Genomic DNA, 14,947 nt, shown 5'->3' on the forward strand with positions numbered 1-14,947 from the left:
ACATTATCCTCCATTGCTTTTAAACAAAAATTAATTGTATCATACAACTTCTTTGTTACATGTATGTGACAGAAAAATATTTGAACCAGTTAAGGGTATAGTAAAAACGAGGTGTTGTACTATGATGAAAAAAATCGGGGTCATTACTCTTCTTTTCTTCTTATTATCAACAAATGCGTTCGCAAATACAAATCAACAAATTGAAGTATTTGATTGTCAAAAAGAAATGGTCGTTCAAAAACAATCTTTAGATCCAGCTATTCAAAAAAAAGCTGTTCAATATGCTAAATCCATTACTGGCCCCTTCAAAAACTTAAATGTCGTTCCAAAAGATGGTCACATGATAAAAATTCCTTTATCTAAACCAGTTTCTATTACAAATCAATGGCTACAAACAACAATTGATGAAGTACTTATTCTTCTCCCTCTTAATCAAAAACCTTATATTATGCTTTACGACGATGAAAATAATCCACATTTTTATTATGTAAAAGGTGATCCGAAGGGACTATTGAAAAAAATGAATGTTAAACATAATTGACTAGAAAAAAGAGACTTCATACGCTTATTTTTCGAAGCAGAGGTCTCTTTTTTTACTAACATAATACTTTATAGTGACTAGAGCCTTTATATACCTGCCCCTTCACAAATCCATTTGCACTATAAAATGCATCACCTTGTTTTGTATCTGTATGTAAAACAACTACTTTAAAATTCTTTTCCGCATGAGATAATAGTTTGTTTAATAACGACTTTCCTAGCCCTATACGACGATAGTCCTTTGAAATATAAAATCGCCTTAATCGGCCAATCTTATTATTTTCTGTATATGGATCCTCATTTAACCCTCCTATTCCAATTAACTTTTCCCCTTGAAAAATACCATATAGACATTCACCCGTTTTATTAAATGTGTTTATTTTATTTTCATATTCACTTATTAATTTTATTAGGAAATAAAATCCTTCGTCTTTGCTTTCCTGAACAAGATATTCGTGTTCGTATATCATTAAATCTTCAATTTGTTGAATATGTATATCTTTCAAGTAAATCCCCCCTTAATATAGAAACACATAAAAATGCTCTAGAATCATTTATTCTGAGCATTTTTATGATTGTTATCTTATTCAATTCGTAGTATGTGTATTCTTCACTTCAGTTTTAAATCGATAATATAGTTGTTTAAGTCTTATTGAACTAAAGTAGCTGTTTGCTTAAATGAATAGATTTACATTTATAATGTCTCTCAAATATAATATCAGTTTATAAATTCATCATTCTACTCTAACATTGTTCAAGTTAAGTTATAATTTGTTAATCTATAAGCTTGTGTAACCACAGTTCAAATATCTTTAACTGTTCTTCAGTATGAAAATAATGTTCACCTGTCTCCATGACTTCTAATGCACAACGATGTTTTTTTGTAAAATCGTTAATAATTTCAAATTCACACAGTTCATCCTTAGCTCCGTACATAATATATGTATCTATATTCCATGTATTAATAGGATGTTCTTTTACATAGCATAAATAATCCCAATATAACTTTTGACCAATCGGTGTCTCTATAATCATTTCTTTTTGCAAAAGTTCTGGTGTTACATTAAACCATTTCATCATATTTTCGATAATTCGTTCCATATTAACTACTGGTGATAAAAATAATGCCTTTTCAATCACATCATTTTGATAGGCTAAAAGGCTAAAATAAGCTCCTATACTACATGCAAACACACTTACTTCTTTCCAATGCTCTTTTGCGTAATTCATAATTATAGATAATTCACTAACACAAAACTGTACTTTGCAAGGAGTATTATCATTTGTTCTTTCTCCATGCTCAGGTAAATCAAAGCTTAATACTTGATAACCTTTTTGATTAGCTTCTTCAGCTAATATTTGAATAACTGCATCTTCCTTATTTGACATATTTCCATGTACTGCAATAAAAACTTTTTCACTTTTATCTCCCCACAAAACCGTGGGAATATTATTAATGTTAAAATTATCTTTAAGCATATTTCCTCCATAGAATAAGTCATATAGTACTTGGCAAAAAACGCACACACTTTATAATCCAAATCAAACCATTACTAATCCATCACAAATGAATACCACTATCTCTACCTCTGTATAACAGAGTCTACTTTGTATTTAACATCTTTCTTTTTCCATTTCTTCAGAAGCCACAAGTACTTATTTTAATTCCCCACTAAGCAATTTACTCCGTTAATGGAAGAAAGATTTTTAAACGACTTTATTATTTTTAGAATGATTATATTGTAATTTAAACAACTTCATTCTCTCTATATAGCAGGCAATATCCCCTTCAACTCCAGTAAATCATCTATTACTATATCAGCTTGGGCAAGTTCATCTTCTTGTGCAAAATCAAAATTACATCCAATCGCAATCAAGCCATTATCTTTAGCTGCGCTTATATCAGATAAACGATCCCCGACTACAGCTGCTTCTTTTATATCATATTTGTTCAAAATACTTTTTACTAAGTCGCTTTTATTAAGTGAGTTTATTTGTTCAATACTAAACGTTTCAGTAACCCATTGGTCTAAATCATAATAAGATACGATTGCTCGTAGATATTCAGTTAAACCATTACTTGCAATATGTATTGAGCAATTATTTTCTTTTATATATGTAAAAATCTCTTTTACATTCGGATATAAAGCACCTTTTCCGCTCTTAATGTTTTCAATTAATCTTTCTAAAAAATATGCATCTGTTTGTTCTCTTATTTCAAGAGAATGATCCGGTAATAAAGCTTCCCAAACTTTCGGTAACGGCACGCCCATAATTTCACGGTACTTATCAATAGGTGTTACCGTATCCCATAATTGTAATGAACGTAAATGATTAAAAGTATCATCTAACGATAATTCTAAAATTTTATCTGTTTGAAATAACGTTCCGTCCATATCAAAAATTAATGCTTGTAACATTTCATTCTCTCCTTTTGAATTATAATACAGTTTTACTTGATATATTTTTCAGCATCTCAACGATAATTTCTGAACAATAGTTTGCGGCCGTTTTCGCGAAGTCATCATAAGAAATTTGTGCTTCATCGTCTGCACTGTCAGAAATACATCGCATTACGAGAAACGGTACTTCATTTATGTAGGCAACATGTCCAATTGCTGCACCTTCCATTTCTGTACAATGCGGTGCATATTCGTCTATTAATTTCGCTTTTAGTTTTGAATCTTCAACAAAACATTCACCGCTTATAATTCTTCCTTCATGAACCTCTATATGTAAATTACTACTATTGCATGCAATACGCGCTAACTCTACTAATTCCTTACTTGCGATAAATTCTTCTTGAAACGGGAATAAGTTTTTCATTTGAGTCTTACTTACATCATGATGGGTAACATTCGTTGAAATAACGATATCACCAACTTTTACATCTAGGTGTAACCCACCAGCAACACCTGTATTGATGATAGCATCTACATCAAATTTATGAATTAATGTTTGCGTACATGCGGCTGCATTTACTTTCCCTACACCACATCTTGTAACAATTACTTCAGTTCCCATGAATTCTCCAACGTAAAAAGGCATTCCCGCAATTATTTGTTCTTCTTGTACAACTAATTTTTCTAAAAGTAAGTCTATTTCAATTTGCATTGCTCCGATAATGCCGATTCTGTTCATGAATGTACTCTCCTTTATTAATTACTCCCTTTAATTCTTTCAGACATAACCGACAATAAAAATTTCGGAAGTACGATTTGTCTCTTTAATCTTTTCGGCTGTGAGAGTAATCTATATAACCATTCAGTTCCTGTATCCCTCATAATTTTCGGTGCTCTTTTTACAGTACCAGATAATATATCGATCATACCTCCAATACCAATAGATAGTGGAATGTTTAATGTTTGTATGTTTTCATAGATGAATTCTTCTTGTTTTGGTGAACCTAGTCCTACTAGCAATAAGTGCGGCTTGAATTGCTTTATTTTCATTTTTACTTCTTCTATTTCTTCGCCATTTACAAATCCATGCTGTCCTTTAAACTGTGCTCCCGGGAACTGCTCATTTAATTTTTCTAATGCCTTTTTATTACTTTCTGGAGCAGCTCCAAAAAGAAAGACGCGGTATCTATTATCGTTACAATATTTTATTAAATCGTGAGTGATATCTGCCCCAGTGACGCGTTCTTTCAGCGTTCCTTTTAATATTTTCGAGCCAATTATGACACCAATTCCATCCGCTGTTATTAAATCCGCAGATAGTAACATCTTTTTAAACTGTTTAGATTTAGCCGTGCTTTCCTTTGCAGACATCACAATTTCAGGATTTGCAGTTACTACAAATCTTGGTTTCTCTTGTTTTTCATGTAGCCAACCTTTTAATAAACTTATAACTTGTGCATATTCTAAAGTTGAAAAAGGTATTCCCTTTATAAGTTGGTGATTCACTTTACTCTCCCCTTACATAAGTTGCAAATATTCATCAATATCTTTAGAAATTTGTTTAAAAGCTTTATCCCAAAATTCATAGCTTGTTATATTTATTTCAAAATGTTTTTTCATAAGTTCTTCCACTGAATTTTTTCCTGTTTCTCGTAAAAACTCTTTATATTTCAAGTGAAAAGTACTTTTCCTTTCTTTAGCTATTTCTAATAAACTAAAACTAGCTAAATACCCAAATGTGTATGGATAATTATAAAAAGGAACATCTGCTAAATAAAACTGAACATATTTCATCCAAACAAACGGCTGATATTCTGATAATGAATTTCCATATGCTTTTTCTTGCGCTACTATAGATAATTTCTCGATTTGATCAGCACTTAAAGGACTTACTTTACATTTTTCATAAAAGTTCTTCTCAAATTCGAACGATGCTCGAATTGCCATTATATAATTAAAACAGTTTCTTATTTTCCAGCTAAGCAATGACTTTTTTATATCTATACTATCTGTTGTTTGAATTAGATAATTTATAAGCAATGTTTCAAAGAAAATAGACGCTGATTCAGCTGTACTCATTGGCAAATAATCATCTAAAAAAGAAGAGGATTGCTCAAAACTCATATTATAAAAATGCCAAGCATGTCCTAGTTCGTGGGCAAGTATCCTTACACTATCGATACTTCCGTCATAACGCATAGAGATTCGAGATTCTTTTTCATTGAAAAAAGGAGCACAAAATCCACCTGGGGGTTTATTCTCTCTCGGTTCTGCATCTACCCAACCACTTTCTATCGCATGACGTGCAAATTCTGCTAATTCTTCATCTATATTTTTTAATGCATCGTATATGTTTTGTACTGCTACTGAAAAAGGAATAATAACCTCATTATTCTCCTTTACTGTCATAAGTTCATGCCATGTAATCGAAGCTCTACCTTTCTTATACACGTTTAAAGCACTTACTAATTTATCTAGGTTTTCTTCTGTCGTATTCCATATTTGTAATAATACAGTTTCTGAAATGCCATTTGCATGAAAAGATTGAGTTAAAATATCTATGTCTTCTAATTCATTACTCTTTGTATTACGCAATCTTCCTATTTGATTTAATACAGTAGCAAAAATTTCTTTCTCCTTATGTAAAGCACATATTAATGACTCGAATACTTCTAGTCTTTCCTTTTCATTATCACTATTCATTGCAACATGATTTGCTTGTCCAAATGATAATTGCTTATTATTGTGCTCTATTTCTATCCTATTCCTTAATTGTATGTACATATTTTCCCACGCATGTAGTTCATCTTTTATTAGCCTAGTATTATCAGTAATTTCCACTTCACTTTGCTGTATGACTTGCTGCACTTCACTTTTTAGTTCTTTTACTTTCATAGTTAATCTAGTAATGTCAGATGAAACACTTTCTTCAGTCAATCGACAGTACAAATAGTATTCTGCTTTTTCAATAGATTGAATAAGTTTTGAAAGGATTTCTACGTCCTTTGTCACAATATATTGCTCTTTTAACTCCAATATTGGAAATATAATGTCTCCACACGTATATAATCGATCTAAATCCCATCTAGCAATTTCATGCATTTTATAGCCGCCCCCTTTTTTTACAAATAGTTACAGATTCTTCTCCCTACACAATTATATATGAAATGGTAAAATTTTAATATCTTCAAATATTTAGATTTCTATAAACAAAATACTTCAATACATAAAAAAGATGGTTCTGTCCACAACAGAATCATCTTTTTTATATATTATATTTAGCATTTTCATACTAATTTCATAAAAAACTAATTTATATATTTAGTAACTCCTTTTTCTTCGCATTAAATTCATCTTCTGTAATAACACCCATATGTAATAATCCCTTAAATTTTTTCAGCTCATCTGCTACAGAAATAGTAACATTACCTTGAAGAAAAAAAGATTGATCAAAAGATCAATCCTTTACTCTACTTCATTTAAGAAAAACAACGTTATAACGCCAGGTCCTGTATGTGCTCCGATTGCTGCACCAATTGTATTTACGATAAATACTTCACAGCCAAATCTTTCTGTAATTAATGCTTTTAATGCTTCAGCTGTTTCTAAATCGTCACCGTGAGTTATACCGATTGTTTGACCTTTAAGTTCTTTTCCACGCTCTTCCATTATATCGACAATTCGGCCAAGTACTTTCTTTTTCCCTCTTACCTTTTCAAGTGGTACAAGTTTTCCTTCTTCCACGTTTAAGATCGGTTTAATGTTTAGTAAACCACCGATAAATCCTGCGACTTTACTTAAACGTCCACCTCTCACTAAGTACTGTAAGTCAGCTACAGTGAAGATATGTTCCATATGGTTCATTAGAAAATCAACACGTTTTAAAATATCTTCTTTTGATGCACCGTCTTTCGCCATTTTAGCAGCTTCTAAAACAACAAGACCTTGACCAAGCGAAGCACATTTCGTATCAATAATTTCTAAATCTAAGTTAGCATATGTTTCTTTTACTTCCTCTTTAATGAGAACTGATGATTGATATGTACCAGACAGTTCAGATGAAAAAGCTAAATATATACAAGGATTACCTTCTTTTGCATAAGAAACAAATTTTTCTTGGAAAGTTTCAAGTGAGGGCAATGACGTTCTATAAACAGCGCCTTCTCTCATTTTTTGCAATAATGTAACTGACTCTAATGTTACTCCATCTAAATACTCTGTTTCTGATTCATCATAAACACGGAGTGGAATTAAATCAATATCATATGCTTGCAGCAATTCTACTGGTAAATCCGCCGCACTATCCGTAATGATTTTAACACCCATTTTTAAACCTCTATTCTGTTATAAATATAAAAAATATAAAATAAAAATAGTACTTTTAAATTATATACGTAAAACTTAAATGAAGAAAGGAAAACACTTTATATTGTATGCACTATTCTTCAAAACTTGAACTGTTAATACAAATGATTCTATTTTAAACACCTTTTTCTTATTATTTTTCTAAAACACGAATAATTTTATAAGTATTTTGTATCATTATATTTTAATTCTTTATCTTAATATAATCTTTTCAAATTCATACTGTTTAAAATTTAAAAGCCAAATCCAATAAAGGAAATGGCTTTTAAATTTTCATAAAATAACCAAACTTCATTTTCCATCACATTGCTCTCATTATTATTTTAGCGATGTTAAATATTAATCCAGCTATGAGTAATATTTATAGCCTGTACTATAATTAAAACAGTAAAAGAATCACTAGATAAAAAACAAGTTAAACACTTTATAAAATATTCAATTTAACTAGTAACGCTAATAAAATTTGGAGAAGAATTTGAACATTTACTGCTATGTCTGTATCAGTAGTCGTAACTGTAACATTTCTAGAATTTCTAATAACAGTTTCTTGTTTATTAATTTGTTTAATAGATGATTTTTGAAACAATTCTTGTGCAACACGATCAGCTTTTTCACTATCTGCTATAGAAATACTTATTATAACCACGATAGCTGCTTGTAATGCCGCTTGAATAGATAACGCAGCTTTTGTATCTGTAGTAGTAACTTCTACATCTGCTGAATCGACAATTGTAATTGATTCTTCAGAAATTTGGTAAGTTTTACTTTCTTGCGCAGCTGCTTCTGAAACACTAGCATTTTTAAAAGATGGATGAGGATTTGAGTAATCTAATGCACTCCATTTTTTATTTTCATCTGAATGACATGTTTTGTCCATACGTTCACCCCCTTTCAATCTAAATAATTATTAACTTGTGATTGTATTTCAGAAACAATACTTTTAATTTGCTGCTTTTTTTCTGGCGATAAATTTTTTAGTTTTTCTTCATTTATCCCATGCCTATTAAAAATATCTGAGAGTAAAAGGTCTATAATTATATTCTTTTGATCCTTATCAAACTTAAAGGAAGAAAATTTGTTTAAATCATCCATTTACAATATTCACTCCAATCAATTTTCTATAAAAATTTCAAATAACTAAGAGCATTATATGTAATTTAATAAAAATTGCTTGGACAAGTAACTTAATCTTCTATTTTCCACTTCTTTTTACTAATAACTTTAAAAAGCTGGCTTCTAATAAGAAGTCAGCTTTCTTTCCTTCACTTCACATAAATATAAGTTTCATTTACTGTTAAATAATGTATTTCAACTTCATTTGTAGTTTTCCACACTTGCTTTTTCATTTATCTTGAATATTAATTCAGTCATAATAAGAAGTCCAAGCTTGTACCATATGTTACAACAAAAAACGTTTACTTAGAGTGAAAACTTATAGCTAAATATCAATAGGATAGACACTTTATAAAATGTTTAGTTTAACTAATAAAGCTAATAAAATTTGAAGGAGAATTTGAATATTCACTGCAATATCTGTATCAGTAGTTGTTACGGTTACGTTTCTGGAATTTTTAATAAATGTTTTTTGTCTATTAATTTGTTTAATAGCTGATTTTTGAAATAATTCTTGTGTTATTTTATCTGCCTTTTCACTATCTGCTATAGAAATACTTACTACAACCACAATAGCTGCTTGTAATGCCGCTTGGATAGATAGCGCAGCTTTTGTATCTGTAGTAGTAACTTGTACATCTGCTGAATCAACTATTTCAATATATTCCTCAGAAATTTGATCGATTTTATCTGTTTGTATAGCTTCCTCTAAAAAATTTGTATTTTTACTAAACGAATAATAATTTAATGATTCGCAATCCTCTTTTTTTGGCTCACAATCCTCTTTTTTTGGTTCACAATCCTCTTTTTTTGGTTCACAATCCTCTTTTTTTGGTTCACAATCCTCTTTTTTTAGCTTAGGAGCTCGTTTTTTCGGCTCACAATCCCGATTTAATGGATCTCGGTTTTTCTTTCTTCTACAAACTTCACATTCACACATAAAATCACCCCTTTTAGTCTTAAAAGTTAGCAATATTAAAATATTGACTAACTATTAGCATTTTATGTATTTTTTAAAGATTTGTTTGGACAAGTAACTTAATCTTTTATTTTACTTCTACTTCTTTTTCTAATAAAAGAAAGCTGCCTTCAAATAAGAAGACAGCTTTCTTTGCGACTACTCTAGAATAGATTTCATACAATATAATTGTTCCTTTCTTATAACCTGAACTCGTCACTTTAGTTATAAAAATGTGAGTATATCCTATAACCTTTTTTAGGGATCATCCATAATTTATTTCATAAAAAGTGCTTTATTTTACTGAAAGGTGGTTGCGGAAACAACCGCCTTTTTATTCGGAATAAAATACAAAATAAAACTTTTATATAAAAGGCCCATAATTAAATACACTTAACTTCATATGATATATTGCATCCTTTCTTTTTAGAATGAGTAGTCGTTACTGAAGGGCACTTTTCGAAGTGCTCTTATTTTTAAATCCCTTTTCTTTTTCAGGAGGTTTTTTTTGCTAAATCCTAATACGATTTTTATCACTCAGGCTGGGGATTATTATATTTCCTTACTAGTTCCAATAATATAGTAGCTACACCAATTAAAATAAGCCTATAAACTCTATACGCTTAAATAATAATGCGTTACCAAACACAAGAACTAGTTTTACACTAAATTCACAAGGTTCTTATCCTCTTTTAGTTGAAATTATCATTTCAATACCAGCAAATCTACAACTTCAACTAATAAATTTTGCAAATGTGCTATATCAAGGTTCTTTTGATATAGCATCTTATGTTTTATATAATAAAGATAGTGCTAGTATTCCGAAGGAGGATGTCTATGAGTATCCAAATGGCTACATCTAATGATTTAGAATGGATTAATAATCAATATGACTCAATAGGATTTGTACGAAGTGATTTAAAAAGAGACAAAGTTGCAATTATTACATACAACAATGATTATGCAGGTGTTGGACGATTAGTCCAAATAGATGAAGATACTTTAGAAATGGGTGGAATTTATATTCTTCCTCAATTTAGAGGGCTACAATTAGCTGGGGATCTTGTTTCATTTTTAGTAGAAACTGCGAAGAAATTACAAGTTCCAAATGTATATTGTCTTCCTTTTGAGGAATTAAAAAACTTTTATAAGAAATATGGCTATACTGAGGTCGATACTCCGAAAGAAGTTGTTCATCCAATTATTCTAGAAAAATATAATTGGTGTTTGGATCATTATGAAAAGCATGTTTTATTATTTAAGTTGTAAAAGTACCTAAAGTGAGTATATATAAATATTAATTATACTTTTCTGCATAGATAATAACCCTAATTTATTTGGTCAACATCAGCTTCTACAAGATATACTATTACTTCTTACGCTGTCTTTTTTCTTAACCTTACTTTTGTATAAATGATTAGTTTGTTTAAAATTACCTTAAATCGTATTCAAATAAACTAATCGAAAGGACAATTCCTATATAATACAATTAAGTAATTAAAAGGAGCGTTATTTATGATAGATGTAATAAGACTCGTTATCTTTACTGTAGTTGCAATTGGTGCCATTATTAACATATACATAGAATTTAAAAAACCTAAAAAAAGTATATTCTCAATCGTTTTTTTATCAGTACTCTTAATTGGATCCTCAGGGTTAATTAAAAATATTTTATCTCAACTTTTATAGAAGATTGATTAAAAATCAACCTCCCGTCAATAATGTAAATAACATGATTGTATCTCTCCATTCCCCCTTTGGAGAGGAGCAGTTAGCTTTGGCTAACTGCTCTTTTATTTGAACTATTATCCACAAAATAAGTATCATACGCCTTATCAAAAACATATCCTAGTTTTTCAGCTAGTTTTGCAGATGTAGTATTCGCTGCATCCCAGTTTGGATATATCCCTTTTTCTAAACAGTCCAAGATTAGTGCTGCACTAACTATAGTCGCCAATCCTTTTCTTCTATAATTGTGATCAGTCGCAACTTCAATTTCAATGCCATTATCATAAATGCTATATGATGATGCACCGCATACAACTTCTCCTTTATACAAGATACAATACCCTATACCTCGGTTTATATAATCTTCTACTGATTGAAATTGACTTGTAAAATCTTTAGAGACTTTATGTAATGTAGGGTTATTTACGATATTTTCATCTATTCTTCTTAACTCGTATCCTTTTGGAAGCGCTGATATAAGAGATTGTAATTTTGAACGATCAAAAACTTCTGCATTACGTTTAAATTTATAGCGTAAAAACTTATCTATTTTTCTTTCGTAAAATGTTTCTAGACGCTTTTTCCATTCTACACTATTTACGATGGCTAACATTCTATCAGGAATGTTTCGAAGCAATTCTTCTGTTTCTTTCACCTTTAAATCCCCAGCTTGAGACTCCCACGACTAAAGTCGCAAGCCCTTATCCTTACGGGTTGACGGGTGGGATTCTTGAATGACTAAACGTTCGCAGTCCATTTCTGTTTTGAACAGACTTCAAGATGAGGGCATCTCATTGCCCCTCCTAAGACAGTACGTATAGCATCTTAGGCTGATTGACTGTTACCATCAATCACAGTTGCGTAGCGAATATTCATCGCCCCAACAATATCACGATGTTTCTCAAATCCACATCGGCACTTGTATTTTCTGTCTGGTGCTTTGTTCTTTTCAGAACATTTCGGACATGTTTGACTTGTATAAGCAGGGTTCACATATTCTACCTTAATACCAACTAAATTCGCTTTGTATTCAATGAATTGTGCTAAACGATAGAATGACCAAGTGTGTAGATTTTTCTCGTTTTTACGGCTTGTTCTTGCCGTCTGTCTAATATTCGTTAGTTGTTCTAAACGAATAACAGAAATGTTATTATCGGTTGCAAAGTCAATGATTTCACGACTTACTTTGTGGTCTTGGTCTTGCATCCATCTTTGTTCTTTATCATCAAGTTGTCGAATGGCATTTAATTTCTTATTTTCACCTAACTTCTTACGAACACTACGAAACTTACGTTTTATATATTTGTTTTGTCTACCATTGCCGAAGAAACGAACTTTATCATCGTCTGTGATAGCTACCGCAGGGACTTTAAGACCTAAATCTACCCCTAAAATCTTCGTTCCTGTTTTTTCATTTGTAGGAATCGTGACAGATATTTGAGCAATCCACTTATTAGATTTCTTCGTGATACGAAGTGTACCTAACTTGTGTGTTAACAAATTAAAATTGCGATTATATTTATCAGTTAATAAAGCACGAACCTTTAAGCGAGTTGATTTTCCATTTACCATGAGTGAAACTGAAATGTGCGTGAAGTCAAACGAATAGTTTTGATTGTTCCATACACAAACAGGTCTCTTTAGAATCGGAATAACTTTGTATTTACTTTTTTTCACCTTTGTAGAAAACACACTTTTAGCGTCTTTAATTGCTTGGTTCTTCACTGCGCTTGGAAGATTAGCTTCAACATCTTTTGTACTTTTCTTAGTGCTCTTCTTCGCTTCAGCCATTTCAGATACAAGTGTATTAATGACTTTGATATACTCATAGCTACTTTGTTCCAATAACTGAATTTGTTCTTTTGTTGGAAGCAATTTAACTTTGACTGTGATTGTTTGTGACACAATTTTCACCCCCTCGTCTTTTGATTTTCAACATACTGTTTAATTGTCTCAGTCGATACATTTCCAGCAGTAGAAACAAAATAGGAACGTGTCCATAGACTTGGCAAGTGTTGAAGATGAGGAAACTCTCCTCTCAAACGCTTCGATGCCACTCCTTTAATTTTCGCCATTGTGTCAGCAGGACTAAGTGTTGGTAGTGTATGCAAGAACAAGTGAACGTGGTCTTTGTCGCATTCCATTGCGACAATAGCAACATCCATTTCTCCGCATATTTCTTGAACCAACTCTTTGAAACGTTCTTCTACTTTTGTGTTAAGAAAAATCTTTCTTCTGTATCGCGGGCAAAACACAAAATGGTAGTTAATTAATGACACAGTTGTTTTGGTTCTTCTATAATCATGTATCATATTCACATTGTATCAGTTTTACTTTTAAACTACACCACAAAAGATACCAATATTTTGAATACTTAAAGTATCACAAACTTAGCGATTTTTAGTGGTACTCCGTATCCAACCTCACTTTCATCCCATGCCTAAAGGCGATGGGCTTTCCCGTTCGGAAAGGGCTGTAATTTGCGCTACTGTCGGATTTTCAAGATTATTTACCCAAGCGGTACCCATATGTCCTTGTAAATAAGAAAGTAAAACAACGTTATTGAAATCTTCGAACATAGTAACTCATTTTTCTCTTGTATGTATATTCGCTTCATATATCATTTACATTCCTGCTTTCTTTAGAATTAATGTACTTCTACTCTTTTCTACATATAAGCAAACGTCTACTACATTCCATATAATTATAAATTATTCATAAATATAAAATTATTATAACATCTAAAAATAAGTAAATAACTGTCCTGTAAAAAGGTTTACAGATAATATACTTAATAATAATTCGCAATCTATATTATTATGTAAAACCCTTAACATTAGTTTAAGGGTTCATTTAAAAATATATGTTATAACTCCTTCTTATAAACAAATGATTCTCTTCCTCCGTTTTTATATACTTTAGTCACTTTAACAACTGATGTGTACGTATTATCGTCATTCGATATTATCTTTTTCATCTCTTCTATTTCAACATTACCAGCTCCACTCTTAATTTTCAAACAGTTCGAAATATTGAGGTGTCCACTCGATGCGAAAAGAATAATAAACGTAAGATCAGGGAAATTAATGAACAGTATTCCAAACTTTAAAGGATTCGTAGCCGTATCAGATAATACTAGTCGGAAACTTAATAATTCAGGCACTTGAACAAAATCTTTAGAAACAATTGCTTCACCTATTATAGTAATTTGTTTTACTACATTTCCCATCTCATCTATAAACTCAGTACAACTAGGTCCATCAATTGTTTTTGCTTGAAGTGATAAATTCAATTCTGAATTGTGAAAGTCAAAAAAGAGTGTGCTTCCCTCTGTTAAACATTGCGGACAAACGTTTCCAAGTAGACTGAAATCCTCTTCAATAAATTTGACTTTCGTTTTACAACTACAAACTTTTCCTATTCGAATTGCATCAATCTTAGAGCAATCTACAAAAATAACCTCATCGTCCTCTTGTACGAAGGATACGACACCATTCTTCTTATTAAATGAAAGAAAATAAGATACAACAATTTCATTTCCGGCAATTACAATACTCTCAACTTTTGTAAAAGGCTCTAGACTTCGCAAAAATTCACAAATACTATTTTGGCAACATCGATCATTTCGTTTCGGCTCACAACCCACTTACACTCCATCCCTTCTCTATATGTTTTATCTCATACACATAATATGAGGGGGGTATGAGAAAAGCTTGGACAATATAACTTTAACGTAGGAATATATTTGCCTACTTATCGCATTAAAAATGAGTACTAACACATAAATTTCCCTATAAATACATATAACAATTTCATCTTTCATGAAAAAAACGTTATAATG

The 14,947-nt window shown here is 31.0% G+C and carries 13 protein-coding genes and 4 pseudogenes; 2 read left to right on the forward strand and 15 right to left on the reverse strand.

Features of this window, described 5'->3' with window-relative positions; translation table 11 throughout:
- The first annotated feature begins 121 nt into the window (after positions 1-121).
- Complete coding sequence (locus ACTFR9_RS06670; RefSeq protein ID WP_000976095.1) at positions 122-541, forward strand: hypothetical protein; 420 nt, start codon at positions 122-124, stop codon at positions 539-541.
- A gap of 55 nt (positions 542-596) precedes the next feature.
- On the opposite strand, the gene ACTFR9_RS06675 is transcribed toward ACTFR9_RS06670, so the two are convergent.
- The 10 genes and pseudogenes from ACTFR9_RS06675 to ACTFR9_RS06720 form a co-directional block, all read right to left on the reverse strand.
- Positions 597-1,046: a GNAT family N-acetyltransferase gene (locus tag ACTFR9_RS06675; RefSeq protein WP_000651665.1), complete on the reverse strand. Its 450-nt coding sequence runs from the start codon at positions 1,044-1,046 to the stop codon at positions 597-599.
- A 268-nt stretch (positions 1,047-1,314) separates the two neighbouring features.
- Complete coding sequence (locus ACTFR9_RS06680; RefSeq protein ID WP_000910323.1) at positions 1,315-2,019, reverse strand: alpha/beta hydrolase; 705 nt, start codon at positions 2,017-2,019, stop codon at positions 1,315-1,317.
- A gap of 287 nt (positions 2,020-2,306) precedes the next feature.
- Positions 2,307-3,681 (reverse strand): annotated as a pseudogene (locus ACTFR9_RS06685) (5'-methylthioadenosine/adenosylhomocysteine nucleosidase).
- A gap of 17 nt (positions 3,682-3,698) precedes the next feature.
- The gene (locus ACTFR9_RS06690; protein WP_073541756.1) at positions 3,699-4,448 is read right to left on the reverse strand and encodes a WecB/TagA/CpsF family glycosyltransferase; all 750 of its coding nucleotides are present in this window, start codon (positions 4,446-4,448) and stop codon (positions 3,699-3,701) included.
- 12 nt (positions 4,449-4,460) lie between these two features.
- Positions 4,461-6,044, reverse strand: coding sequence for a M3 family metallopeptidase (locus ACTFR9_RS06695; RefSeq protein ID WP_229136295.1), 1,584 nt, complete (start codon positions 6,042-6,044; stop codon positions 4,461-4,463).
- A gap of 211 nt (positions 6,045-6,255) precedes the next feature.
- Positions 6,256-6,360 (reverse strand): annotated as a pseudogene (locus ACTFR9_RS06700) (SHOCT domain-containing protein); the annotation flags it as partial.
- Between the two features lie 47 nt (positions 6,361-6,407).
- Positions 6,408-7,268, reverse strand: coding sequence for a DegV family protein (locus ACTFR9_RS06705; RefSeq protein WP_000538295.1), 861 nt, complete (start codon positions 7,266-7,268; stop codon positions 6,408-6,410).
- Between the two features lie 463 nt (positions 7,269-7,731).
- Positions 7,732-8,184: a spore coat protein gene (locus tag ACTFR9_RS06710; protein WP_000361679.1), complete on the reverse strand. Its 453-nt coding sequence runs from the start codon at positions 8,182-8,184 to the stop codon at positions 7,732-7,734.
- Between the two features lie 14 nt (positions 8,185-8,198).
- Positions 8,199-8,399, reverse strand: a complete 201-nt coding sequence (locus ACTFR9_RS06715) for a spore coat protein W (protein WP_000342253.1) — start codon at positions 8,397-8,399, stop codon at positions 8,199-8,201.
- 370 nt (positions 8,400-8,769) lie between these two features.
- Entirely contained in the window at positions 8,770-9,360 is a 591-nt protein-coding gene (locus ACTFR9_RS06720; RefSeq protein ID WP_000333022.1) for a spore coat protein, read from the reverse strand.
- An 855-nt stretch (positions 9,361-10,215) separates the two neighbouring features.
- On the opposite strand from ACTFR9_RS06720, the gene ACTFR9_RS06725 reads away from it, so the two are divergent.
- Complete coding sequence (locus ACTFR9_RS06725; protein WP_229136294.1) at positions 10,216-10,647, forward strand: GNAT family N-acetyltransferase; 432 nt, start codon at positions 10,216-10,218, stop codon at positions 10,645-10,647.
- A gap of 502 nt (positions 10,648-11,149) precedes the next feature.
- Here ACTFR9_RS06725 and ACTFR9_RS06730 read toward each other — a convergent pair.
- The 5 genes and pseudogenes from ACTFR9_RS06730 to ACTFR9_RS06750 form a co-directional block, all read right to left on the reverse strand.
- Positions 11,150-11,776, reverse strand: a pseudogene (locus ACTFR9_RS06730) (GNAT family N-acetyltransferase); the annotation flags it as partial.
- 155 nt (positions 11,777-11,931) lie between these two features.
- Positions 11,932-13,011 (reverse strand): RNA-guided endonuclease TnpB family protein, encoded by a 1,080-nt coding sequence (locus tag ACTFR9_RS06735; protein WP_440048960.1) that lies wholly within the window; start codon positions 13,009-13,011, stop codon positions 11,932-11,934.
- A gap of 5 nt (positions 13,012-13,016) precedes the next feature.
- The gene (gene tnpA / locus ACTFR9_RS06740; RefSeq protein WP_046199214.1) at positions 13,017-13,418 is read right to left on the reverse strand and encodes an IS200/IS605 family transposase; all 402 of its coding nucleotides are present in this window, start codon (positions 13,416-13,418) and stop codon (positions 13,017-13,019) included.
- A gap of 162 nt (positions 13,419-13,580) precedes the next feature.
- Positions 13,581-13,685, reverse strand: a pseudogene (locus ACTFR9_RS06745) (GNAT family N-acetyltransferase); the annotation flags it as partial.
- Positions 13,686-13,972: 287 nt separating this feature from the next.
- Complete coding sequence (locus ACTFR9_RS06750) at positions 13,973-14,752, reverse strand: BC_2878 family exosporium-associated protein (RefSeq protein WP_229136692.1); 780 nt, start codon at positions 14,750-14,752, stop codon at positions 13,973-13,975.
- Positions 14,753-14,947: the final 195 nt, after the last annotated feature.

It is taken from the genome of Bacillus cereus group sp. MYBK222-1, from assembly GCF_051916425.1.
Taxonomy (GTDB): Bacteria; Bacillota; Bacilli; order Bacillales; family Bacillaceae_G; genus Bacillus_A; species Bacillus_A paranthracis.

Coding starts and splice junctions, on each gene's coding strand:
- ACTFR9_RS06670 (WP_000976095.1), top strand. CDS start 122: ATGATGAAAAAAATCGGGGTCATTACTCTTCTTTTCTTCTTATTATCA.
- ACTFR9_RS06705 (WP_000538295.1), bottom strand. CDS start 7,268: ATGGGTGTTAAAATCATTACGGATAGTGCGGCGGATTTACCAGTAGAA.
- ACTFR9_RS06680 (WP_000910323.1), bottom strand. CDS start 2,019: ATGCTTAAAGATAATTTTAACATTAATAATATTCCCACGGTTTTGTGG.
- ACTFR9_RS06695 (WP_229136295.1), bottom strand. CDS start 6,044: ATGCATGAAATTGCTAGATGGGATTTAGATCGATTATATACGTGTGGA.
- ACTFR9_RS06725 (WP_229136294.1), top strand. CDS start 10,216: ATGAGTATCCAAATGGCTACATCTAATGATTTAGAATGGATTAATAAT.
- ACTFR9_RS06715 (WP_000342253.1), bottom strand. CDS start 8,399: ATGGATGATTTAAACAAATTTTCTTCCTTTAAGTTTGATAAGGATCAA.
- ACTFR9_RS06720 (WP_000333022.1), bottom strand. CDS start 9,360: ATGTGTGAATGTGAAGTTTGTAGAAGAAAGAAAAACCGAGATCCATTA.
- tnpA (WP_046199214.1), bottom strand. CDS start 13,418: ATGATACATGATTATAGAAGAACCAAAACAACTGTGTCATTAATTAAC.
- ACTFR9_RS06710 (WP_000361679.1), bottom strand. CDS start 8,184: ATGGACAAAACATGTCATTCAGATGAAAATAAAAAATGGAGTGCATTA.